The organism is Nonomuraea sp. NPDC005983, from assembly GCF_040614375.1.
Lineage (GTDB): Bacteria > Actinomycetota > Actinomycetes > Streptosporangiales > Streptosporangiaceae > Nonomuraea.
In genome coordinates this window covers 72,296-95,467 of sequence record NZ_JBEXUP010000003.1, presented here as the reverse complement: position 1 = coordinate 95,467, position 23,172 = coordinate 72,296, and the positions used below count along the sequence as shown (strand labels likewise).

Below are 23,172 nucleotides of genomic sequence, written 5' to 3'. Positions count from 1 at the left end.
TCCTGATGTGAAAGGTATGCGCGGATGCTCTCGCCCCGCCGACTGGCAGCGACCGTCGCAGTATTCGGAGTTCTGGCCTTCGCCGTACTCGTACTGCTCGTCCTGACGGACGCGTTTACGCTCGCCGCTGCCGCCGCCACGGGGGCGTTCCTGCTCTCGCTCGCCGCCCTCGCCTTCCTCGTGCTGACCGTGCGCCGCCTGGACGGCAAGGCGCACCGCATCGACCTCCGGGTCAAGAAGTACGAGGCCGAGCTGGCCAGGACCACCACCGCGATCAGGCAGATCGAGGCCAGGATCGACAGGCTGACCGGGGCCGTCGAGAAGTCCAGCACACGGCGCGGCGAGGACCTCGGCGCGATCCTGGCCTCGCTCGGCGAGGACCGGGTCAACGCCATGACGCGCGCGCGAGAAGTGGAAGAGCTGCGCGAAGAGGTCCGGGCGCTGGTCAAGGGGCGGACGTGAGACGGGTCAGGCACAACGACTACGGGACGTTGGAGCCGCCGCCCCTGGGCGGCTGGCAGCCTTCGCTGACGGTCTCCGTGGTCATCCCCGTCTACAACGACCTGGCCGGGCTGGAGCGGACGCTCACCGCCCTCGCCGCACAGACCTACCCGGCGGATCTGGTCGAGGTGGTCGTCGCCGACGACGGCAGCGAGCCGCCGATCGACCTGCCCGGTGTCCGGGTCGTCCGGGTGCGTGACGGCTGGGGACGCGGCGCGGCCAGGCAGGCCGGCAGGCTCGCCGCCGCCGGCCAGGTGATCCATTGGCTGGACGCCGACATGATCCTGGCCGGGGACCACCTCGAGGCGCACATGCGCTGGCACCACCTGATCGACTACGCGGTCGTGATCGGCGACACCCGGTTCGTGCAGGAGCTGGGCGAGGAGGGGGTGCAGAGCGAGTACACGAGGAAGACCCTGGAGGCGACCGACCGGCTGAAGACCGCCGGGTCCAACGCGTACCTGCTGCACACGGGGGCGTCCACGTCGGTCAGGGCCGACCTGCTCAGGGCCGCTGGGGGCGTCGACACGTCGCTGAACATGGCCGAGGACACCGAGCTCGGCTACCGGCTGGCGCAGGCGGGCGCGGTGTTCGTCCCCGACCCGCTGGCGCGCGGCTTCCACGTCGGGCCGTCCACGGTGATGCGGCGCGAGAAGGAGGTGCACCGGCACAACTGGTCCTTCCTCGGCGACTACGTCCCGGACCTGCGCTGGCTGCGCAACCATCCGCGACGCGGCTGGCTCGTCCCCTACGTGCGGGTGATCGTCGAGGCCGGCGGCTACGAGGAGACGCGCGCCGGCGTGGACTCCGCGCTCGCGGGGACGCTGCCCGACACGGCCGTCACCCTCGTCGGCCCGTGGAGCAAGCTGACGGACGAGCGCCGCGCCAATCTGGACGACCCGCTGCTCGACCTGCGGCTGCTGCACAACCTGTACAAGCACGAGCCGCGCGTCGCCTTTACGGAGTCCGTGCCCGACGCCGCGCCCTCGCCCTTCTCGCTCACGCTGCCCACCGGCTGGGTGCTCGGCGCCGACACGCTCGCCAGGCTGGTGCGGCTGGCCGAGCCGGACCAGCTCGGCCTGGTCAACGTGGCCCTGGAGGAGTCGGCGTCCGGCGTGCTGACGGCCCGGCTGCGGCGCACCTCCGCGTTCGCACGGGCCGCCAGATTCGACGGCCCGGCCGGAGACCAGGCCGACGACCTGGTCGACGAGATGTTCGGGACGACCTGGGTGAGCGGCGCCGAGTACGGCTTCACGCCCGAGGACGAGGCCGAGCCGCTCGCCGGAGACGCGGCGAAGTGGCGGGCGCTGGCGGAGCGACGACAGGGCGAGGTGAAGTCGCTGCGCCAGGAGGTGGCCCGGCTGACGGCCGAGGTCGAGCGGCTGTCCGAGCAGCCCGCCGAGAAGCCCCGGAGCGGGCCGGTCACGTCGCTCATCAGGCACCTGCGGAGCGCGGGGTGATCCGTCAGCTGATGGCGGAGATGCCCGCGGCCCGGGTCTTCGTCGCGGGCGTCGAATCCCCGCCCGCCCCCTCTCATGACCTGGACCGCGACCTCCTGGAGCCCACCGGCCCGCAGCAGGTCAAGGAGGTGCTGGTGGTCGCCCGCACGCCGGCCGACCTCCGGCGCGCGGCCACCCTGCACAAGCTGCTGCCCGACGCCGAGCGCGTGGTGGTCGCCGTCCTGGACACGCCGGCCTCCCACCCGGCCCCCGTCCCGACGCCGACGCCCGCGCACCGCTGGCGCGCGCTCACCGAGCTGCGGGTCCACCAGCCGAAGGCCAGGGTGTGGGTGGTGGACGCCCGCTTCTCCGCGTCCGTCCCGGCCGGCCGCACGGTGACGGCGACGGCCCGCGCGTTCGCCGGGCACCGCCTCGACGTGATCGCCGCACCCGCCGCGGCCATCGCCGGGGTGGGGGCCGCCGACTGGCGTCCCGGCGACCCCAACGCCACTCCCGCGGAGGTCACGGGCCCCGTCCCGGAACGCGTCGGCGCGCCCGGCAGCGACGTCGTCCTGCGCACCCTCGACCCGGAGACCCCCGCTGCGGCGCACGCCCTCCACCTGGAGGCCACGCCCGGCTCCGTCCCCGAGGGCGGCGGCCCGGCCGAGTGGGCCGGAGATGAGACGCCCATCGAGCGACCCACCCTGGGAGCCGTGAGCTGGGAGCGGATCGGGCGTCCCGGCATGAGCGGGTCGCCGCTGGCCGACCCCGACGTGCTCGGGGAGCCGTCGATGATCCCGCCCGTGGACGAGCGGCTGGTGAACCCGCAGGGCTTCGTCACCACCCCGTCCCGGGGGACGGCGTCGCTGGCCGAGCGCGACGGCCGATGGTCGGTCCTGCTCGACGGCAAGGTGGTGACGGCCTTCGCCGAGTCCGGCGGCGTCACCGACGCCGAGGTGTCGAGGCTGCGCCAGATCCGCGCCGTCGAGGTCGACTGGCACCGCGCGCACAGCGGGCCGCTCGCCGCCGTCCGGGTGCTGGCAGGGCTGGCCGCTGCCGGGGTCCCGCTGGTCGCGGAGGCCGTACCGCGCTGGGCGGGAGCGCTGGGCGACGACCTCGTCGCCCTGCTGACCAAGCGGCCCGACCTCTCCGACGACCTCCGCCGGGAGGAGCACAGCATCAGGCTCCGCCGGGAGGCCCTGCGCACCCACGGCGTCGCCGCCCGCTGGGAGCAACTCGGCTCCCCCAGCCCCGCTCCCCCGCTGACGTCCGTGCTGCTCGCGACGCGGCGCACCGACATGGTGGGCTTCGCCCTCGACCAGGTCGCCCGCCAGCGCGGCGTCCAGCTCGAAGTGATCCTCGCCCTGCACGGCGTCCCGCCTCACCACCCGGACGTAGCCGCCGCCGTCGAGCGCTTCGACGGGCCGATCACCGTCCTCGAAGCCGACCACCAGGCCGTCTTCGGCGAGGTGCTGAACGACGCCGCCGCCAAGGCGTCGGGCTCCTTCCTGCTCAAGATGGACGACGACGACTGGTACGGGCCCGACTTCCTGTCCGACCTGCTCCTCGCGCACTCCTACTCAGGCGCCCAGGTCGTGGGGACGGTGCCGGAGTTCGTCTACCTGTCGTCCATCGACGTCACCGTCCACCGCAAGCAGGTCACCGAGCAGATCACCAGCTTCGTCGCGGGCGGGACGATCCTGGTCGAGCGCTCGGCCTTCCAGGCGGTGGGCGGCTTCAGGCCGCTGCGCCGCTCCGTCGACACCCAGTTCCAGGAGGCGCTGCAAGCGGCGGGCGGGCAGATCTACCGCACCCACGGCCTCGGCTACATCCTGCGCAGAGGCCCGGCGGCCAACCACACCTGGCAGGAGCCGATCGGCACCTTCCTGCAGCGCAACAGGAACCAGTGGCGCGGCTTCCGCCCGAGCGCCCTGATGGAGCTGGACGGGAGCCCGCGACCATGACCCCGGGACGGCCGACACCGCCGCGCATCCGGCACAACGACTTCGGTGTGCTGACCCCGCCCGCGCTGGGCGACTGGGACCCCACGCTCACCGTCACCGTCGTCATCCCGGCCCACAACCGGCAGGACACGCTGGACCTGACCCTCGCGGCCCTGTCAGCGCAGAGCTACCCCGCCGACCTGCTGGACGTCATCGTCGTCGACGACGGCAGCGCCGTCCCTCTGCGCCTCCCCGCCCTGGCCCCGGCCAGAACGCGACTCGTCCCCAGCCCGGAGGGGGGCTGGGGACGGGCCTGGGCCGTCCAGACCGGGCTCGACCTGGCCACCGGCGAGATCGTCTTCGTGCTGGACGCCGACATGGTCCCGTACAGGCAGCATGTCGAAGCCCAGCTCCGCTGGCACCATCTGGCCCCCTACCTGGTGGTGCTCGGCTGGATCGACTTCGCCCCCGCCGACACGCTGCCCACCCCGCATGAGGTGCGCGAGGCGCTGGAGTCGGGCACCGAAGCCAAGCTCTTCCACCTGTCGCCGCACCGCCACGACTGGGCCGAGCAGATCATCGCGGACCACGACGGCCTGCGCACCGCCCCCAGCTCCCTGGCCACCCGGGTGCACGTCGGCGCCACGGCCTCCTATCCGGCCGCGCTGCTGCGGTCCATCGGCGGGATGGACACCTCGCTGGTGCTGGCGGAGGACACCGAGCTCGGCTACCGGCTCACCCAGGCGGGCGCGGTCTACGTCCCGGACCCGGAGTCGCGCGCCTGGCACCTCGGGCTGCCCACGGCCATGCGCGAGTTCGCGGCGCTCAAGCGCTACAACGACCCGTACGTGGCGGACCGCGTCCCCTACCGTCGCTATCTGCGCACCGACCACGGCAGGCAGTGGCTGGTGCCGTACGTGGCGGCGACGGTGCCGCCCGGCTCCTACGAGGACGTCCGCGCGACGGTGGACGGCCTGCTCGCCGGCTCGGTGCCGGACCTCGCCGTCACCGTCCCGGCGCCCTGGAGCACTCTGACCGCCGCCCGCCGCTCCCCCCTCACGGACGCGGACCTCGACCTCCGTCTGGTCCAGGCCACCTTCGAACACGACCCCCGCGTCCTCCTCGCGGACACCCCGGCACCTCAGCCGGCATCCTTCTCCCGTGCGGAACCCGACGCCCTCCCTGCTGACGGTTCTCCGGCGGCCGACCCCTTCCGCCCGGACGGTTCGGCGCCACAGGACCCCTGGGCGACGGCCCCGTTCCGCCTGCTCCTGCCACCCGGCTGGGTCCCCGGCAAGGACACGGTCGAACGCCTGCTCGCGCACCTGGAGGACCGCGACGCCGGCGCCTTGTGCGTCGCCCTCGACGAGACCCAGGACGGCGTGGTGGTCGCCCGCCTGGAACGCACGTCCGCCCTCTCACGCGCCGCCCTGGTGGCCCGGCCCGGCGACCGCCTGGACGACCTCCTCGACGACCTGTTCGGCCTGGAATGGCTGGACGGCGCCTCGTGGGGCTTCAAACGCCGCCCCAGGACGTACCCGCCGCGCAGGCGTCCCGTCCCCGAACACGACCTCCTGCTGGCCCAGCGCGACAAGGAGATCCTGCAGCTCCGCAACAGAACCGCCACCCTCCGCGCCGAACTGGCCCAACTCCGCAGAGAAGCCGGAAAGGCGACCAGGGACGCGGCCCGCTGGCGCGAAAAGGCGGAAACCTGGCGCCAAAAGGCGGTCGCCCTCTCCCGAACCCAGACCCGCGCCCAGAACCGCACCGTCCTCAAACGGGCCGCCCGCCGAGTCCGCAACCTCGCCTTCCCCGACAACTGACCACCAGGCACGGCCAGGTCCTCGCGATGGGGCGCGCTACGTATCGTCGATCCACTCGGCCAGATCACCCCCCTGAGTGCGACATCAGGCGCAAGCGTTTCCCGTGGATACGTGGCGCTGCCTACGAGGTCAGACTCAGCGGAGAGGAAGTGCCCGGACCCTGATTGCCTGCATCCGTGGCCCGCGGTCAGCACGCGCCGGCAGGTGCGTGCTGACCCGTGGTCAGCACCGCCCAGACCGCGCGCCGCCTCCCGCCCAACCGGCGTACGCCCCACTTGGCCGCGACCTGCTCGACCAGCCACAGCCCCCGCCCGTGGCAGTCACCGTCGCCGAACTCGCGTGGACGGGGAACGGTGTCCGCGCCGTCATCAGCGACCTCGACACGGACCGTGACGGCGTCAACGGCGATGACCTCCACCACGACCACACCACCGCGCAGCCCCGAGGCGGTGTGGACCAGGGCGTTGCTCACCAGTTCACTGACGACCAGCCGCGCGTCGTCCACGTCCCGATGCCCTGACGCCGTCAGGATCTCGCCGAGGCAGCGACGAGCCACCGCCACCGAATGCGCCACCCCCGGCAGCACGATCTCACCGAGAAACCGCTCGTCCACCGCGACACCTCCCAGCGCCGCGTGGCCGGCTCCACGTCCCACGTGGCGCCACCCTGCGACCCGAAAGACGACTCCGTCCTCGCCCACCGGGGCCACACAGCGGCTCCAGGCGTACCGCACCAGGTCAAGGTGCTGCTTCTGCCTGGCGGGCAGCGGTTCCGTGGTCATCCGATCACCTCGTTCCGGGCCGCGAACACCGATCCCCGGACACGCCCATCGCGCTGCCCCTCACCCGTCCGTCTGAGGCGCGTGCGCCGCTCCCCCACGACAGACATTTCGTCTTGTACGACCGCGTGGATTATCAGCATGCGCATTCGCTCGGATCAATGGAGCGCTTACCTCGCGAAACCTGAGCGACAAATAGCGACACTCGAAGTGTATTGATTGTCACAGAGCTGTCGCTGTACTGTCACGCACAGTGATTTGCCTGGGACGCGGCGACGGGGAGGTGGCTTGGACACCAACGACCGGACGTCTCCCCGGGCGCACTTCGCCTTCGACCTGGTGCACTACCGCAAGAATGCGGGCATGTCCCAGGTGGCGCTGAGCACGCGAATGCGTTGTCACACGTCTCTCATCAGCCACGTCGAAAGGGGACGGAGAGCCCCCACTCTCGACTTCGCCGAGGCGCTGGATCGCATCTTTCACCTCGACGCGCATTTCGCCAATCTATATAGGCAAATATCCCATTCGCCCACTCTCGGCTGGTTCGCACGATGGGTGGAGGAGATCGAACCACAGGCGGTCATCCTTCAGTCGTGGGATCCGCTCCTGGTTCCGGGGTTGCTCCAGACCCCGGAGTACGCGAGGGCGATCTTCGCCACCATGGCCTCCGCCGATCAGATAGAGGAGCGCGTTCAGGCTCGAACGCGACGCATGCAGATCTTCGACACTCCCGACCCTCCGGTCTTCCTCGCCCTGATCGACGAGGGCGTCCTCCATCGTCCGATCGGAGGGCCGAAGGTGCTCTCGGAGCAGCTTCGCTACCTGCTGGAAATGTCAGAGCATCCGCGGATCACCATCCAGCTCGTGCCTGTGGTCGCCGGTTGCGCGGCCGGCATGATGAGCGCGTTCGCACTGGCGCGGCTACGCGATGGGGCCGAGGTCGTGTCGGCCGACTCCATCCTGTCCGGCCAGGTCACGGGCGATCTCGATTCTGTCGCGCAGCTCAAGATGAGGTATGACACCATCAGAGCAGACGCGTACCCACAGTCACAGTCGCAACAGGCGATAGAGGATGCGGTAAGAAAATGGACCAAGTGAACCTTGAGCAGGCGAAGTGGCGCAAGGCGACTGCCAGCGGCGACAACGGCCAGTGTGTCGAGGTGGCGACCAACCTGCCCCACGTCGTGGCGGTGCGCGACAGCAAGCACCCGAACGGATCCGCCCTGGTCTTCACGCACCAGGAGTGGCGGGCGTTCCTGCACGGAGCCACCCACGGCGAGTTCAACATCTGACCGTCTCCCGTGGGAGACAGGTTCGATGTGACCGGAGTCGAAACAGCATCCTTGTCAGCCCGGCACAGGTCGTCGTCGCCTGCTCGCACCGGGCCCATCCCGTGATCGGGGCGTGGTCAGCGGCCTGAACCGGCCCGAACTCGCCCAACGCCGGGGGTGCGGGGGAGCTCGGCTCCCCCCCTCAGCGCAGCCCGAGCCGGTACGCGCGAAGCGCGCCCACCGGCGCGGACCATGCCGTTCAGCCCTTCGTCTAGTCGTCGCCCTCGACGCGCATGACGCTGGCCACCGCGCGGACGATGTCCAGGTCGCGGAGGCCCTCCATGGTGGCCGTCAGGGCCGCGTCGGTGGCCCGGTGGGTGACGATGACGAGCTGGGCGTCGTCGCCGTGGCCTTCCTGGCGCACCGTCTGGATCGAGACGTCGTGCTTGGAGAACAGCTCCGCCACCCGCGCCAGCACGCCGGGCTTGTCGGCCACGTCCAGGGCGACGTGGCAGCGCGTGACCGTCTCGCCCATCGGGTGGACCGCCAGGTCGGCGTAGGTGGACTCTTCGGGGCCGTGGGTGCCGGCGAGGCGGTTGCGCGCGACCGCCACCAGGTCTCCGAGCACCGCCGACGCCGTGGGCGCGCCGCCCGCGCCCTTGCCGTAGAACATGAGCTGCCCGGCCGACTCGGCCTCGACGAAGACCGCGTTGTACGCCTCGCGGACCCCGGCCAGCGGGTGGCTCCGGGGGATCATCGCGGGGTGCACCCTGACCCCGATGGTGCGGCCGTCGTCGGAGCGGGCGCAGATGGCGAGCAGCTTGATGACGTAGCCCATCGCCTTGGCCGAGGCGACGTCGGTGGCGGTGATCTCGGTGATGCCCTCGCGGTGCACCTCGGCGGCCGTCACGCGGCTGTGGAAGGCCAGCCCGGCCAGGATCGCGGCCTTGGCGGCGGCGTCGAAGCCCTCGACGTCGGCGGTGGGGTCGGCTTCGGCGTAGCCGAGGGTCTGGGCCTCTTCCAGGGCGTCGGTGAAGGACGCGCCCGTGGAGTCCATCTTGTCGAGGATGTAGTTGGTGGTGCCGTTCACGATGCCGAGCACGCGCTTGACGTGGTCTCCGGCCAGCGACTCGCGCAGGGGACGCAGCAGCGGGATGGCGCCCGCGACGCTGGCCTCGAAGTAGAGGTCGCCGTTGCCGGCGCGGGCGGCCTCGTGCAGCGTCGCGCCGTCTTCGGCCAGGAGCGCCTTGTTGGCGGTGACGACGGACTTTCCCTTGCCGAGGGCGGCCACGATCAGCGACCGGGCGGGTTCGATGCCGCCGATGACCTCGATCACGATGTCGACGTCGTCGCGGGTGACGAGCGACTCGGCGTCGGTGGTGAACAGCGCGGGATCGACCTCGACGTCGCGCTTGCGGCCCAGGCGGCGGACGGCGACGCCCGCCAGTTCCAGCGGCGCCCCGATGCGGGCCGCCAGGTCGCCGGCCTGCTCGTGCATGAGCCTGATGACCTGCGAGCCCACCACGCCACAGCCCAGCAGGGCCACTTTCAGCGGTTTCACAGCTGCCCCCTCAACAGGTCGTCCTCGCTCTCGCCTTGCACGATCACCCGGGCCTTGCCGCCCGAGACGGCGACCACCGCGGGCTTGGGCAGGTAGTTGTAGTTGCTGGCCAGCGACCGGCAGTAGGCGCCGGTCGCGGCGATCGCGATCAGGTCGCCGGGCGCGAGGTCGGCGGGCAGGAAGCAGTCGCGGACGATGATGTCGCCGCTCTCGCAGTGCTTGCCGACGATCCGGCTGAGCATCGGCTCGGCGGTGCTCTCGCGGCTGGCGAGCACGGCGGTGTACTCGGCGCCGTACAGGGCGGTGCGCACGTTGTCGCTCATCCCGCCGTCGACGCTGACGTACGTGCGCAGCCCCTCGACGTCCTTGACGGTGCCGACCTCGTAGAGCGTGATGCCGCCCGGCCCGATGATGGCGCGGCCCGGCTCCACGGTCAGCCGTGGCACCGGCAGCCCCGCGTCGCGGCAGAGCCTGGTGACGATCTCGCGCAGGCTGTCGGCGAGCTCCTTGAGGTCGGGGGCCTGGTCACTCTCGACGTACGCGATGCCGTACCCGCCGCCGAGGTCCAGTTCGGGCAGGACGACGCCGTGCTCGTCCTTGATCTGCACGAGCAGCGTGGCCAGGCGGCGCGCGGCCACCTCGAAGCCGGCGGTGTCGATGATCTGCGAGCCGATGTGCGAGTGCAGGCCGACGAGTTCCAGCTGCGGGAGCGCCAGGACACGGCGGACGGCCTCGGCCGCGGCGCCGGTGTTCAACGACAGGCCGAACTTCTGGTCGTCGTGGGCGGTGGCGATGAACTCGTGCGTGTGCGCCTCGACGCCGGTGGTCACCCTGATCATGACCTTGGGACGCTTGCCGTGCTGCTCGGCCAGGTAACCGAGCCTGGCGATCTCCTCGTAGGAGTCGACCACGATGTGCCCGACCCCGGCTTCCAGCGCCCTGGTGAGCTCGGCCACGGACTTGTTGTTGCCGTGCATGGTGATGCGCTCGGGCGGGAACCCGACGCTGAGCGCCACGGCCAGCTCGCCGCCGCTGGCGACGTCGAGGCCGAGCCCCTCCTCCGCAAGCCAGCGGACGACCTCCTTGCACAGGAACGCCTTGCCGGCGTAGTGCACCTCGGAGCCCGCGAAGGCGGCGGCGTAGTCGCGCATGCGGGAGTGGACGTCCTGCTCGTCGAGGACGTACAGCGGGGTGCCGTGCTCGCGGGCGAGGTCGCGGACGTCCATCTGGCCGATCGTGAGCGCGCCGTCGGCCCGGCCCGACGTTCGGGGCCAGATCGCGGGGTTGATCCGGTTGAGGTCGTCGGGCGCCAGCGGGGGGCGCTCGTGGGGCAGCATCTCGGCGTGCCTGTCCCCGGCGGGATGGACGAATCGACTCACCCGAACGAGGCTATCGGAACCGCCGCTCCTCTCGGACCGCTGCCCACGTATCGAGACACCGTTCAGCCCAGAAGTGGGATATTTTTACGATTTTTCGTCGTTTGGCCGGATATTTTGCGACCTATCACAGCCGTTCCGGCCCCGGCAGCACCCCGCGCACCGCGGCGGCCAGCCGCACCCGCGCGGCGTGTACCGGCGCGGGCGCTTCGTCCCCCTTCGGGACGGCGGGCGCCAGCTCGTGCGCGTCGTGGTAGGCCAGGGCCAGCCGCACCAGGTAGGGCTCCCATCCGGGGTCGCGGCTCACCAGCCGCCCCGGGATCTCGGCCAGCACCCGCAGCACGGCCCGGTCGCGGACGTCGTCCAGCACCTCGGGCCGGAACCCCGCGGCAGGCACCCCAAGGTCGCGGGCCCATCTGAGCACGGCGGCGGCCCGCGCGTGCCCGTAACGCACCACGAACCCGGGGTTGTCCCAGGTACGCGGCAGATCGGGCCAGACGTCCGGCAGATCCAGCGCAGGCGTCTCGTCGAGCAGCGCCCCCGGCACGTCCACGACGATCCGCAGGAAGCCGTTGCGCAGCACCTCGCACCCCCGAATCCGGGCGGCCAGGACCTCGGGCGGGATCCCGCGGCGCAGCGCGGCGGCCGAGACGTAGACGGCCTCCCGCTCCCAGGTCCCCTCGGGCACCGGCGGCTCCCCCAGCACCTCGGCGAGCTGCCCGGGTGTCACGCGAGCCTCAGATGAGCGCGTGCGGCTCGGCGGAGCCGTACTCGACGAGCTGGGCGGCGCCCAGCAGCCACCGGTCCTCGTCACGCACCCGGACGTAGCCGAACCGGTCGGCGGAGAAGACCTTGACCCCGTCGGCGCGGCACTGCCGCATCATGACCTCGTCCCAGCCCTCCGTGAGATCGGCGAAGCCCAGCTCGCGCAGGGTGTTACGGCGGGCGAGCAGGGTGGCGCCGATGATCTCGGGCAGGTACGAGTACTCGGCGTCGGGCTGCTTGAGCAGCGTCGCCTGCGGCTTGCGCAGGTGCGCGTAGAAGGCGGCCTTGCCGACGATGTCGGCGGTGCTGAACAGGAAGGCCCGGCGCAGGTCCGACAGGTAGTGGGTGCCGTAGACGTCGCGCGGGTCCATCACCGCCACCAGGTCGGACTCGCACAGGTCGAGCCCGCGGCCGAGCATCGCGCCGGTGGAGCGGGCGGCGTGGAGGTGGCGGAAGACGACGTCGACGTCCGGCAGGACGTCGCGCGCCCGCTGCTCGGCGGCGGGAGGGCCGAAGAGCACCAGCTGCGAGACCCCCGACTGCCGCGCGACCTGGGCCAGGGCGTGTTCGAGCAGCGACGGATCGGTGACGGGCAGCAGCACGGAGACGTTCAGCGTGGCGCGGGCGCTCGGCAGGCCGACGGCGTCGAGCAGCTGGTCGATCCGCTCGGTCATGGTGCCGCCCAGGTAGGCGCGGCGCATCGCGACGTGCGCCCTGCGCGGGTCGGGCTCGGCGCCGATCGACGTGCCGCAGGCGGCGATCTCGGCGAGCCGCCACTGCGGCGTGCCGGGCGGCACCTCGACGGCGGCGGGCCACCGGTAGGACGTCAGCACGTCCGGATAGCTCAGGTGGTCGGGCAGGAGCTGCTCCAGCGTGAGCACCCGATCGACCCGCCCGCCCGACAGCGGCATCGGGTTGTGCACACGCGGCTGCACGCCGAACTGCAGGCGCGGCCAGCCCACGGTCAGGTCGGTGGTGAAGCGGTGCTCGAACAGCTCGGCGGCGGCCGCGTAGTCGGCCACGTCGCCCCTCGTGTGCCAGAACACGGTGCGGATGCCGCGCTCGGCGCACCAGGCCAGCAGCGCCCTGAGGCCCTCGCCCGGCTCGCCGACCAGCTCCTCCGCCCACGGCCCCTGCGTGACGGACTCGACCACGAGCAGGTGCGGCACCTCCAGCGGCAGCACCCTGGCGAAGTCGCGCGGCGTGAAGCCGGTGCTCTGCCGCCACTCGTAGCGCAGCAGCGCCTCGACGTGCGGGTCGGCGATGACGGCGGCGGTCAGGTGCGGACGGGTGTTCGGGCCGGTCGGCACCCGGAACGGCTTGAGCTTGAACGAGGCCCCTTCCAGGACCCTGGTGGAGGTGGTGGCCTGGAAGGCGGCGCCGGGCCTGTCGGCCTTCTGGCCGGCGGCGACGGGCTTGCGCTTGGGCGCGATGGGCCGCTTGACCGGCTTGGCCGCGCCCTTCAGCCCCCTGGCCAGGCGGACCGGGTTGCTCTTGCCGCTCTTGATGGCGTCGCCGAGGCGGTTCCAGCGGGCGACCTTGATCGAGGAGAGCTTCCAGTTGGCCACCTCGGCCTGGTAGCGCTGCTCGGCCAGCTCCTTGCGGAGCTTCTCGGCGGCGGCGCGCTCATCCTCCAGCTGCTCCTCAGCCGCGCTGAGCCGCTCGGCCAGCATTCGGGCCTCTTCCGCGCTCTGGTCGGCGGCGGCCAGCTTCGCCTGGGCGGCGTCGAGCAGCCTGGCCAGCTCGGCGGCGTGCTCCGCCTGGGCGATCGCCTCACGCAGTGCCCTGCGCGTGCTTTCCAGCTCGGTTGACAACTGGACCTCCGCTCTCTCAGCCCGGCAAAGGATACTCTTTTGCGGGAAGCGTCTCGAAGGGATGAGATCCGGTGCAGTTCAATGTGCGGCCCTATGTCTGCGGCGCTCTCGGCCGGATCGACCCCGTCATGCTCGGCAAGCTGGCGGGCGCGGGCCCGAGGGTGCGTCCCGCGTTGCAGAGCGCCGAGGCGGCTCTCTTCAGCACGGCTCCCCTGCCGCCGTACCACCGGGGCGAGGGCGCGTTCGCGTTCTCCTGGGGCGAGCGCCGCCCGTCGGGCCCCAGCGAGTGGACCGGCGACTGGATGGCGGTCGCCGAGACGTACGAGACTCCCGGGCTGATCGGCGACGGCAGGCGGGTCACGCTGCACGCGGGCGCGCTCGGCCTGGTCGACGTCTACTACGTGCGGCTGGGCGAGGCGGTCTACTTCTCCTCGCTGATCAAGCCGCTGCTGTCGCTGGTGCCGGTCGAGCTCGACTGGTCGGCCTGGGCGTCCATCCTCCAGGTGACCTTCCCGCTCGGCGACGCCACGCCGTACCAGCAGGTCAAGCGGCTGCCCGGGTCGAGCGCGCTGGTCTTCGAGGAGGGCCTGTCGACCGAGCGCAGGCTGCCGCGCTGGCTGCGCAGTGAGCCGTACGAGGCGTGGACCAGCGCGCACGAGATCCTGGAGATCCTGCACGAGGTCTACAAGGACTACGACGGGCGCAGGCTGCTGGTGCCGGTCAGCGGCGGGTACGACTCGCGGCTGCTGGCCAGCGTGGCCATGGCCCGCGGCGCGGACGTGGAGTCCTGGACGACCAGCCCCGACGACGGCACCGACACCGACATCGCGTTCGCCAGGGCGATCACCCGCGAGCTGGGCATCCCGCACCGCGTCATCACCCAGGACCCCGCCGACTACCCGGCCGACGCCCGGGAGGTGGCCCGCAGACTGGAGTACCTGACGCCGCACCACGCCTGGTACGCGCCGTTCGCCAAGGAGGTGCACGGGGCCGGGCGAGTCCTGGTCGACGGGCTGGCGGGCGGGCCGCTGCTGAAGAACTTCATGGTCAGCGGGGCCGCACTGGAGGCCACCTCGCAGGCCGAGCGGTCGGCCGCGATCCTGAACTCGCTGTCGCTGGGCACGCCGTCGCAGCCGTTCCTGTCGCCGAAGGCCCTGGTGTGGATCGAGGAGGCGGTCAGGGAGCAGTTCACCGCCGCGACCTCGATGCTGCACGGCCACCGGGCCGAGCTGCCGCTGTCGGTCCTGCACACCCGCACCGTGCGCGGCATCGCCCGCTCCGCGGTCAACCTGGTGGGCCCGGAGGCGTCGTTCGCGGCGCCGTTCATCCATCCGGAGTTCTTCGACGCGGCCCTGTCGGTGGGCGTGGCCCGCAAGGACAAGGGGCGCTTCTACCGCGAGGTGCTGCACGCGGCCAACCCTCGGGTGGCGGCGCTGCCGTCCACGAACGTGGTGAAGCAGCCGCTCCAGCGGGTGCCGCTGCGCTCCACGGCCGCTCCGGCGCGTCAATACTCGCACCAGATGCTGGAGACGCTCGCCTCGCGGGTTCCCGGGCTGCTGTCAGACGAGTTGCGCGAAGTGATCGCCGGCGGGCCCGACGCGTTGACGCGGTTCAACGGGTGGAACGACCGGTTCTGGGTGCGCGGGCTGGTGCTGTTCGGACTCTGGTTGAATGACATGGAAAACGACCTGGTAGACGTGACGTCGCCGTTCTAGGTGAACCGTGGGTAACAGGACGATTACACGGCGATCTCGTGGGTATTAAAGGTCCCACAGCAATAGCGGGTTCCGGAAAGCCAACGGGCTGGTAGTGTCGGCCCGTAAGCGCCGCACAAGCGGGCACCGGGTCACAAATCCGGTCCGTCAAGGGCATGGGGTTCGCAGGGATGACGACTCCAGGCGGCGCGGTCACCAGATAAACGCCGGGGTAACCGGTGACTTCGTCCTGCCCACATCTCTTCCTGTGAGCGACATATGATCAACACATCCCCAACACCGGAGCCGATCTCGGAGACCTTCGTCTCCGAGGATCCCTCCTGGTACAAGCGGGCGGTGTTCTACGAGGTACTCGTCCGGGGGTTCAAGGACTCCAACGGCGACGGCACCGGCGACCTGCGCGGTCTCATCGAGAAGCTCGGGTACCTGGAGTGGCTCGGTGTCGACTGCCTGTGGCTGCTCCCGCTGTACGAGTCGCCGCTGCGCGACGGCGGCTACGACATCTCCGACTACATGAAGATCCTGCCTGACTTCGGGGATCTTGGGGATTTTGTTCAGCTGATAGAGAAGGCTCACGAGCGCGGCCTGCGGATCATCACTGACCTGGTGATGAACCACACGAGCGACCGTCATCCCTGGTTCCAGGCGTCCCGTCACGACCCCGAGGGGCCGTACGGCGACTTCTACGTGTGGGCCGACGAGCCGACCGGGTTCCCCGACGCGCCGATCATCTTCATCGGCGCCGAGGAGTCCAACTGGACCTACGACCCGGTGCGCAAGCAGTACTACTGGCACCGTTTCTTCCACCACCAGCCGGACCTGAACTATGACAACCCGGCCGTGCAGGAAGCCATGCTGGAGGTGCTGCGCTTCTGGCTGGACCTGGGCATCGACGGCTTCCGCCTCGACGCGGTGCCGTACCTGTTCGAGCGCGAGGGCACCGCGTGCTCGGGCCTGCCGGAGACGCACGCGTACCTGAAGAAGATCCGCGCCGAGGTCGACCGCCTCTACCCCGACCGGGTGCTGCTCGCCGAGGCGAACGGCTGGCCCGAGGACGTCGTCGAGTACTTCGGCGACCCCACGGTCGGCGGTGACGAATGCCACATGGCCTTCCACTTCCCGCTGATGCCGCGCATCTACATGGCGGTCAAGAAGGAGACCCGCGAGCCGATCTCCGAGATCATGTCGCGCACTCCCAAACTGCCCGAGACGGCCCAGTGGGGCATCTTCCTCCGCAACCACGACGAGCTCACGCTCGAGACGGTGACGGAGGAGGAGCGCGACTACATGCACAATGAGTACGCCAAGGATCCGCGCATGCGCGCCTACCTGGGCATCCGCCGCAGGCTCGCGCCGCTGCTCGACAACGACCGGGACCGGATCGAGCTGTTCACAGCCCTCCTGCTGAGCCTGCCGGGTTCGCCGATCATGTACTACGGCGACGAGATCGGCATGGGCGACAACATCTGGCTTGAAGACCGCGACTCCGTCCGCACGCCGATGCAGTGGAGCCCCGACCGCAACGCCGGCTTCTCCGCCGCCGACCCCGGACGGCTCTACCTGCCCGCGGTCATGGACCCGATCTACGGCTACCAGGCGATCAACGTGGAGGCGCAGCAGAAGAACGAGGGCTCGCTGCTCCACTTCACCCGCCGCATGCTGGAGATCCGCCGCCACCACCCGGTCTTCGGCGTCGGCGCGTACACCGAAATGTGGTCGTCGAACCCGTCCGTGCTCACGTTCGTGCGCGAGGACCGCGACGACATCATGCTGTGCGTGAACAACCTGTCGAAGTACCCGCAGCCGGTCGAGCTGGACCTGCGGCGCTTCGAGGGGATGACGCCCGTCGAGGCGCGCGGCGGGGTGCACTTCCCGCAGATCGGCGAACTGCCGTACCTGCTGACGCTGCCGGGCCACGGCTTCTACTGGTTCGCGCTCAAGTCTTAGCTAGCGCGAGGCGACGGGTACCTGGGCACGGGCCGCGCGGCGGGCCGGGATGAGCGCCACCGCGAGGGCCGTGCCCACGGCGATCAGCACCGCGACCACGAGGGTCAGCACCGAGGGCGGGCGGCCGATGCCCGCCCCCACCCCGCTCGTGTGCCCCTGCAGGTCGATCAGCCCGGTCACGACCGAGGCCCCGGCGGCCGTGCCCGCCACGACGCCGAGCACGACGAGCAGCCCGGTGCCCGTCACGAGCGTGGCCATGACCTGCCGGGGGGTCAGCCCCATCGCCTTCAGCACGGCCAGGTCGAAGGCGTGGTCACGCAGCCCGAGCGCGCTGGCGGTGAGCAGGTTCGCCAGGCCGATCAGCGTCAGCACGGCGATCAGCGCCACGATCACCACCCGGATGATCGACAGCCGGTCGGCGGGGTTGACCGCCCGCTGCACGTCCAGGCTCTCCCCGGACGCGGCCAGCAGCCTCGCGCGCACCTCGGCCGGGTCCGCGCCGGGCCGCAGCGCCAGCGCGTAGAACTCGGGCGGCACGGAGTCCTTGGCCGCCAGGCTGTCGAGCCCGACCGAGAGCACCTCGCCGTCGGAGTCGGGCTCCACGGTGCGGCCCACCACCCGGACGATCAGCGGCGTGCCGCCGACGGTCAGCCGCACCCGGTCGCCGATCTTCACGCCCAGCAGGTCGAGCAGCCCCTGGCCGGCGACGGCCTCGCCCTGATCGCCGTACGCGCGCCCCTCGACCACCGGGTACGGGTACGGCTCCGTCGAGCTGCCGATGGCCCGCACCCTGACCGAGCGCGCCTCTCCCGGCGCCAGCGCGTTCACCTCGGTGCCCGGATAGACGGTGCGGACGTCCTTGTCGCGTTCCGCGATGCTCTGGGCCTCGGCCGGCTCCAGCTTGCCCGGCCTGACGTACAGGCCTGCGTGCTGGCCCACCTGCTCGGGGTGGCTGAGGAAGTTGTCGAGCGTGGCCCACACGCCGAGCCCGATCGTGATCATCATCATCGGGACGGCCAGGCCGAACGCGGTGAGGAACGCGGGTACCCGCCGGGTGAAGGCGTCTCGGGTGCCGAGGATGAGCGCGGGCGGCAGCCGCACCAGCAGGGCCAGCCTGGCCAGCCGCGACAGGTGGCCGCGCGGCGGGGCGGCGGGGACGTCCGGGATGGGCGGGGTGCGCCCGCCGCGCCACGCGGGCAGCCCCACGGCGGCGAGCACCACCAGCGCCGTGCCCGCGACGAGGGCGAGCACGGGCATCGGCGCGACCGAGGTGGCGCCGAGCACGGCCACCGTCGCGCCCCACCCGGCCAGCGTGCCGACCCCGATGCCGAGCAGGCCCAGGGCGCCGTGCTCGACCAGCAGCAGCAGTGCCACCTGCCCCCTGGTGAAGCCCATGGCCTTGAGCGTGGCCAGGTCGCGCAACTGGCCGAGCACCCGGCCGCCGGCCGCGTTGGCCAGCGCGAGCGCCGCGGCCACCAGGCCGACCACGCCGAACAGTGCCAGCAGGGTGCCGAGCAGCCGGTTGTCGAGCTCCATCGCGGCCCGCACCTCGCGCCAGGTGTAGACCCGCTGGAGCTGGTCCTCCAGCATGACGACCACCCGCTGCGAGACGACCTGGGTCGCGTCGGGGTCGGCCAGGCGCAGCCCCGTCACCCATTCGCTGCGGCCGAGCATGGGCTCGACCTGGTCCAGTGTGGTGGGCAGCACCCAGGCCAGGCCGGGAGTCCACTCCGGGTAGAAGCCCTGTTCCGCGGAGTCGGCGATGCCGCGCACGTACAGCGTGTGGCGCTCGCCGCTGAGCGCGATGACCGTGAAGGGCGCGCCGGGCTTGAGCCGCAGCGCGCGGGCGAAGGAGCGCTCGACGACCACGCCGTCGGGCTGTGCCCCGTCCAGCCACTGGCCCTCGACCACCACCGGGTGCGCCACCTGCGGCTGCGTGACCGGCATGGCGCGCAGCGCGGCGGGGTCCTTCTTGCCGTCCTGCACCACGGTGACGGGCGCCGACCGGTAGGGGCCGGCCGTCTGGGTGACGCCGTCGATGTCGTGGAAGCGGGTCTGCGGGCTGTCGCGGGTGTAGAGCCAGACGTGCGCGCCGTCGGTCTGGGCGAACAGGCTGCGCCACGGGTTGGTGCCGTCCTCCAGCAGGGTGACGGCGGCGATCAGGGCGGCCACGATCCCGGCCACGACCAGCACGGTCAGCGCGGCCTGGCCCTTCCTGGCGCGCAGGTCGGCCCTGATCCACCGGCTGCCGGCCCGTGCTGTGCTCATGGGGTGCTCGTGCGGTGCTTCATCGGAGGTCGATCACCTGTCCGGCGGTGCCGGTGCGCCTGCGGGCGATCCGGCCGTCGTCGACGATCTCGCCGTCGAACAGCGAGACCAGGCGGTCGGCGAGGCCGGCCACGCGGGCGTCGTGGGTGACCATGATGATCGTCTGGCCTTCCTTGTGCACCTCGCCGAGCAGCCGCAGCACGTCGCGGGTGTTGCGGCTGTCGAGGTTGCCCGTCGGCTCGTCGGCGAGCAGCACGCTCGGCTGGTTGGCCAGGGCCCTGGCCAGCGCGACGCGCTGCTGCTCCCCGCCGGACAGCTGGGCGGGCGCGGCGTCGGCGCGCTCGGTGAGGTTGAGCGCGCCGAGCAGGTGCTCCCTGCGCTCGCGGGCGTCCTTCGGGGACGCGCCGGCCAGCAGCGCGGGCAGCTCCACGTTGTCGGCGACGGTCATGTTGGCGACCAGGTTGAAGAACTGGAAGACGAACCCGATCTTCTTGCGCCGCAGCAACGCCCAGGCGCTCTCGGAGAGCGTGTCGACGCGCTTGCCGTCGAGCCAGATCTCGCCGCTGGTGCGGGCGTCGAGCCCGCCGAGCATGTGCACGAGCGTGGACTTGCCCGACCCGGACGGCCCCATGACCGCCACGAACTCGCCCGGCTCGACCTGGAGGTCCACGCCGCGCACGGCGGGGACGGGCACCGCGCCACCCGAGTAGATCTTCACCAGGTTGACCGTCTTGATCACGGGGCTCGTCACGCGAGGTCCTCCTGACAGCGCTCCAGCCAGTCGAGGTCCGCCTGCAGGTGCAGCATGGCGCCCTCGATGAGGAGGGTGGCCACCCGGTTGTCGGGGTCGGTGCGGGCGAGCAGGTCGTTGAGGTCGCCCATGAGCGAGAGGTAGTGCCGCCGCTGCCGGTTGATGAGGGCCATGCGGTCGGCGATGCCGGTGAGGGGGGCCAGGACGAGCTTCATGAAGAACTCGTCGCGCACGCGCGGGCCCTCCGTGGGCTCGTCGACCCAGATCGTGAGCAGCTCGCGGCCTTTGGCGGTGAGGTAGTAGACCTTCTTGTTCGGACGGTTGCTCTGCTCCACGTCGACGGCCCGGACCAGGCCGTCCTTCTCGAGCCTGCCGAGCGTCACATAGATCTGGCCGATGTTGGGAGACGGGTAGGCGCTGCCGAAGGTCTGTTCGAGCGCCTGTTTGAGCTCGTAGCCGTGGGCGGGCTCCTTGGCCAGGAGCGCCAGCAGGTGAAGCCGCACGCCTCACCTCCCCGCTGTGTTACGTAGGCGTTACGTGGCAATCCGTTGACCTCCAGATTACCTCTGTGCATAACATGAATGCATCTACCTAACACGTATGTAACCCATCCTCGCCATGGAGGTAACAGGGTGAGACGCTCGCTTCCACTCGTGCTGGCCGTCCTCCTGGTGGCCGGATGCGGGACGGCGAGCGACGAGCACGGCGGCGAGACCGGGACCACGGGCACCGGCCCGATCACCTTCGCCACCGGACGCGACACCACGGCGTACCTGCAGCCCTTGCTGGACCGCTGGAACCAGGCCCACCCGGCCGAGAAGGTGACGCTCCTCGAACTGCCCGAGGCCGCCGACGAGCAGCGCGCGCAGATGGCGGCCAACCTCCAGGCCCAGAGCACCCGGTACGACGTACTGGGGCTCGACGTCGTATGGACCGCCGAGTTCGCGGAGAACGGCTGGATCATCCCCCTGGAACGCGGGCTCTTCCCGCTCGACAGGTTCCTGCCGCCCGTCGTGGAGACGGCGGTCTACAAGGACAAGCTCTGGGCGGTGCCGTACACCAGCAACGCCGGCCTGCTCTACTACCGGACCGATCTGATCAAGAAGCCACCCCGCACCTGGGCGGAACTTCGCGAAAAAGCGCTAGAAGTAACCAAAAAGCACGATATTGGAGGTTATGCCGGGCAGTTCCTCGCGTACGAGGGGCTGACCGTCAACTTCTCCGAGGCCGTCCAGTCAGCCGGCGGGCAGATCGTCAGCCCCGACGGCACCAAGGTGACCCTCGACCTCGCCAAGGCCAGAACCGCCCTGAACTTCCTCACCCAGGGCCTGCGCGAGGGCTGGATCCCCAAGGAGTCGCTGACCTACAAGGAGGAGGAGTCCCGCCTGGCCTTCCAGGAGGGCCGCCTCGCCTTCGCCCGTAACTGGCCGCACGCGTACGGCCCCGCCAAGGCCAAGCTCGGCGACAGGTTCGCGGTCACCAGGCTCCCCGGCCTGGACGGCCCCGGGTCCAGCTCGCTCGGCGGCGTCAACCTGGCCATCAGCGCCTACTCCAGGCACCAGCACACCGCACAGGACTTCATCCGCTACTTCACCGGCCTCGACAACGAGCGCCGGGTGCTCACAGAGGGCTCGTTCCCGCCCGTGTGGACCGAGCTCTACGACGACCCCGAGCTGATCAGGCGCTTCCCCTACCTGCCGGCGCTCAAGGAGAGCATCCTCACCGCCAAAGCCCGGCCGGTGAGCGCCAACTACAACCAGCTCAGCCTGGTGATCGCCAGTTCGGTCGCCAAGGGGCTCAGCCCGCCCTTCGCCGAGTCCGCCGACGACGTCGCGGCCTCCATGAAGTCAGAACTCGAAGAGATCATCAGAACCCAGTGAGGCAAGCCATGCGAAATGCCAGAGCAGCAGCGATCCTGGCCGGGCTCGCGGTTGCGGCCGCGGCCTGCGGCAACGCGCCGACCACGACGGAGCCGAGCGCGTCCGGCTCGGCGTCGGCACCGGCCGCCGCCGACAAGCCGCTCCAGGGCGTCAAGCTCGAGGTCGCCGCCAAGTGGACGGGCCAGGAGCAGAAGAGCTTCGAGCAGGTGCTCAAGGCCTTCTCCGACAAGACCGGCGCGCAGGTCACCTACGCCTCCACCGGCGAGGACACCGGCGCCTACCTCGGCCCGCGCATCCAGGGCGGCAGCCCGCCCGACGTGGCCATCCTGCCGCAGCCGGGCCTGGTGCAGCAGTACGCCAAGCAGAACGCGCTCAAGCCGCTGACCGACGCCGTCACCAAGGAGATCGACGCCAACTACACGCCGTACTGGAAGGAGCTCGGCTCCGCCGACGGCAAGGTGTACGGCGTGCTGGTCAAGGCCGCGCACAAGTCGCTGGTCTGGTACCGCTCGTCGGCGTTCGACGAGGCCGCGGTGCAGCCGCCCACGAACTGGGACGAGCTGATCAAGGCCGCGCAGACCATCGCCGACTCCGGCACCGCGCCCTTCTCGTTCTGCGGCGCGTCCGGCTGGACCCTGACCGACCTGTTCGAGAACGTCTACCTGTCCACGGCGGGCCCGGAGAACTACGACAAGCTGTCCAAGCACGAGATCCCGTGGACGGACCCGTCGGTGGCCACCGCGCTGCAGAAGATCCAGCAGATCGTCGGCAAGAAGGAGTTCGTGCTCGAGGGCAACTCGGGCGCGCTGCAGACCGACTTCCCCACCTGCGTGACCAAGGTCTTCAGCACGAAGAAGGCCGCCATGGTGATCGAGGCCGACTTCGTGGCCACGGAGGCCACCCAGTCCGGCGCGAAGGTGGGCGAAGAGGCCAAGATGATCCCGTTCCCGAAGGCGGGCGACACCGCGCCGGTCATCCTCGGCGGCGACGTCGGGGTCGCGATGAAGGACTCCCCCGGCGCCATGGCCCTGCTGCAGTTCCTCGCCTCCGCCGAGGGCGGCGCGATCTGGGCGAAGCTGCCCGGCTACCTCTCCCCCAACAAGAACGTCTCCCCCGACAACTACCCGGACCCGCTGACCAAGCAGCTCGGCCAGACCATCATCTCGGCCGGTGACTCCGTCCGGTACGACATGTCCGACCTCGCGCCCAGCGCCTTCGGCGGCACCGACGGCAAGGGTGAGTGGAAGGTGCTGCAGGACTTCCTGCGCAACCCCAGTGACATCAAGGGCACCCAGAGCAAGCTCGAGGACGAGGCCAAGAAGGCCTGGAAGTAAGAGGTA

General features: G+C 70.9%; 18 protein-coding genes. 10 read left to right on the top strand and 8 right to left on the bottom strand.

Annotation, left to right across the window (positions count from 1 at the left end; genetic code table 11):
• Window positions 1–24: 24 nt before the first annotated feature.
• From ABZ297_RS02875 to ABZ297_RS02860, 4 genes are read left to right on the top strand one after another with little or no spacing between them, the layout of a single operon-like run.
• Window positions 25–462 carry a hypothetical protein gene (locus tag ABZ297_RS02875; RefSeq protein WP_355338360.1) on the top strand — a complete coding sequence of 146 codons (438 nt, stop codon included), beginning with the start codon at window positions 25–27 and terminating at the stop codon, window positions 460–462.
• The gene (locus ABZ297_RS02870) at window positions 459–1,961 is read left to right on the top strand and encodes a glycosyltransferase (protein WP_355338357.1); all 1,503 of its coding nucleotides are present in this window, start codon (window positions 459–461) and stop codon (window positions 1,959–1,961) included. Before ABZ297_RS02875 ends, ABZ297_RS02870 begins: the two co-directional genes overlap by 4 nt.
• Window positions 1,958–3,904 (top strand): glycosyltransferase, encoded by a 1,947-nt coding sequence (locus ABZ297_RS02865; protein ID WP_355338354.1) that lies wholly within the window; start codon window positions 1,958–1,960, stop codon window positions 3,902–3,904. Before ABZ297_RS02870 ends, ABZ297_RS02865 begins: the two co-directional genes overlap by 4 nt.
• Entirely contained in the window at window positions 3,901–5,706 is a 1,806-nt protein-coding gene (locus ABZ297_RS02860) for a glycosyltransferase (protein ID WP_355338351.1), read from the top strand. The genes ABZ297_RS02865 and ABZ297_RS02860 overlap by 4 nt, the downstream gene beginning before the upstream one ends.
• Window positions 5,707–5,893: 187 nt before the next feature.
• Here the strand turns inward: ABZ297_RS02860 and ABZ297_RS02855 are convergent, their stop codons facing one another.
• Entirely contained in the window at window positions 5,894–6,487 is a 594-nt protein-coding gene (locus ABZ297_RS02855; RefSeq protein WP_355338348.1) for an ATP-binding protein, read from the bottom strand.
• Window positions 6,488–6,772: 285 nt separating this feature from the next.
• On the opposite strand from ABZ297_RS02855, the gene ABZ297_RS02850 reads away from it, so the two are divergent.
• Window positions 6,773–7,582, top strand: a complete 810-nt coding sequence (locus tag ABZ297_RS02850) for a helix-turn-helix transcriptional regulator (protein WP_355338345.1) — start codon at window positions 6,773–6,775, stop codon at window positions 7,580–7,582.
• Window positions 7,570–7,776: a DUF397 domain-containing protein gene (locus ABZ297_RS02845; protein WP_355338342.1), complete on the top strand. Its 207-nt coding sequence runs from the start codon at window positions 7,570–7,572 to the stop codon at window positions 7,774–7,776. Before ABZ297_RS02850 ends, ABZ297_RS02845 begins: the two co-directional genes overlap by 13 nt.
• Window positions 7,777–8,026: 250 nt before the next feature.
• On the opposite strand, the gene ABZ297_RS02840 is transcribed toward ABZ297_RS02845, so the two are convergent.
• The 4 genes from ABZ297_RS02840 to ABZ297_RS02825 all read right to left on the bottom strand — a co-directional run bounded on the left by ABZ297_RS02840 (window position 8,027) and on the right by ABZ297_RS02825 (window position 13,271).
• Entirely contained in the window at window positions 8,027–9,316 is a 1,290-nt protein-coding gene (locus ABZ297_RS02840) for a homoserine dehydrogenase (RefSeq protein ID WP_355338339.1), read from the bottom strand.
• Window positions 9,313–10,695 (bottom strand): diaminopimelate decarboxylase, encoded by a 1,383-nt coding sequence (gene lysA / locus ABZ297_RS02835; protein WP_355338336.1) that lies wholly within the window; start codon window positions 10,693–10,695, stop codon window positions 9,313–9,315. The genes ABZ297_RS02840 and lysA overlap by 4 nt, the downstream gene beginning before the upstream one ends.
• A gap of 124 nt (window positions 10,696–10,819) precedes the next feature.
• On the bottom strand, window positions 10,820–11,422 hold the full coding sequence (locus ABZ297_RS02830; RefSeq protein ID WP_355338333.1) for an anticodon-binding protein: 603 nt from the start codon (window positions 11,420–11,422) through the stop codon (window positions 10,820–10,822).
• A 7-nt stretch (window positions 11,423–11,429) separates the two neighbouring features.
• On the bottom strand, window positions 11,430–13,271 hold the full coding sequence (locus ABZ297_RS02825; protein WP_355338330.1) for a hypothetical protein: 1,842 nt from the start codon (window positions 13,269–13,271) through the stop codon (window positions 11,430–11,432).
• 71 nt (window positions 13,272–13,342) lie between these two features.
• On the opposite strand from ABZ297_RS02825, the gene ABZ297_RS02820 reads away from it, so the two are divergent.
• Together ABZ297_RS02820 and treS are read left to right on the top strand one after the other, a co-directional pair.
• Window positions 13,343–14,986, top strand: a complete 1,644-nt coding sequence (locus ABZ297_RS02820) for an asparagine synthetase B family protein (protein WP_355338327.1) — start codon at window positions 13,343–13,345, stop codon at window positions 14,984–14,986.
• Window positions 14,987–15,244: 258 nt separating this feature from the next.
• Window positions 15,245–16,933 carry a maltose alpha-D-glucosyltransferase gene (treS, locus tag ABZ297_RS02815; protein WP_355338324.1) on the top strand — a complete coding sequence of 563 codons (1,689 nt, stop codon included), beginning with the start codon at window positions 15,245–15,247 and terminating at the stop codon, window positions 16,931–16,933.
• Here the strand turns inward: treS and ABZ297_RS02810 are convergent, their stop codons facing one another.
• The 3 genes from ABZ297_RS02810 to ABZ297_RS02800 are packed head-to-tail and all read right to left on the bottom strand — an operon-like array spanning window position 16,934 to window position 20,455.
• Complete coding sequence (locus tag ABZ297_RS02810; RefSeq protein WP_355338321.1) at window positions 16,934–19,201, bottom strand: FtsX-like permease family protein; 2,268 nt, start codon at window positions 19,199–19,201, stop codon at window positions 16,934–16,936. It lies immediately after the preceding gene.
• Between the two features lie 19 nt (window positions 19,202–19,220).
• Window positions 19,221–19,952: an ABC transporter ATP-binding protein gene (locus ABZ297_RS02805; RefSeq protein WP_350802854.1), complete on the bottom strand. Its 732-nt coding sequence runs from the start codon at window positions 19,950–19,952 to the stop codon at window positions 19,221–19,223.
• Window positions 19,949–20,455, bottom strand: a complete 507-nt coding sequence (locus tag ABZ297_RS02800; protein WP_350802855.1) for a PadR family transcriptional regulator — start codon at window positions 20,453–20,455, stop codon at window positions 19,949–19,951. Before ABZ297_RS02800 ends, ABZ297_RS02805 begins: the two co-directional genes overlap by 4 nt.
• 129 nt (window positions 20,456–20,584) lie before the next feature.
• Here ABZ297_RS02800 and ABZ297_RS02795 point away from each other — a divergent pair, with 129 nt between their 5' ends.
• Together ABZ297_RS02795 and ABZ297_RS02790 are read left to right on the top strand one after the other, a co-directional pair.
• Complete coding sequence (locus ABZ297_RS02795) at window positions 20,585–21,832, top strand: ABC transporter substrate-binding protein (protein ID WP_355338317.1); 1,248 nt, start codon at window positions 20,585–20,587, stop codon at window positions 21,830–21,832.
• Between the two features lie 8 nt (window positions 21,833–21,840).
• Window positions 21,841–23,166 carry an ABC transporter substrate-binding protein gene (locus ABZ297_RS02790; RefSeq protein ID WP_355338314.1) on the top strand — a complete coding sequence of 442 codons (1,326 nt, stop codon included), beginning with the start codon at window positions 21,841–21,843 and terminating at the stop codon, window positions 23,164–23,166.
• Window positions 23,167–23,172 lie beyond the last annotated feature (6 nt).

Coding starts and splice junctions, on each gene's coding strand:
- ABZ297_RS02875 (WP_355338360.1), top strand. CDS start 25: ATGCTCTCGCCCCGCCGACTGGCAGCGACCGTCGCAGTATTCGGAGTT.
- ABZ297_RS02860 (WP_355338351.1), top strand. CDS start 3,901: ATGACCCCGGGACGGCCGACACCGCCGCGCATCCGGCACAACGACTTC.
- ABZ297_RS02855 (WP_355338348.1), bottom strand. CDS start 6,487: ATGACCACGGAACCGCTGCCCGCCAGGCAGAAGCAGCACCTTGACCTG.
- ABZ297_RS02845 (WP_355338342.1), top strand. CDS start 7,570: ATGGACCAAGTGAACCTTGAGCAGGCGAAGTGGCGCAAGGCGACTGCC.
- treS (WP_355338324.1), top strand. CDS start 15,245: ATGATCAACACATCCCCAACACCGGAGCCGATCTCGGAGACCTTCGTC.
- ABZ297_RS02810 (WP_355338321.1), bottom strand. CDS start 19,201: ATGAGCACAGCACGGGCCGGCAGCCGGTGGATCAGGGCCGACCTGCGC.
- ABZ297_RS02790 (WP_355338314.1), top strand. CDS start 21,841: ATGCGAAATGCCAGAGCAGCAGCGATCCTGGCCGGGCTCGCGGTTGCG.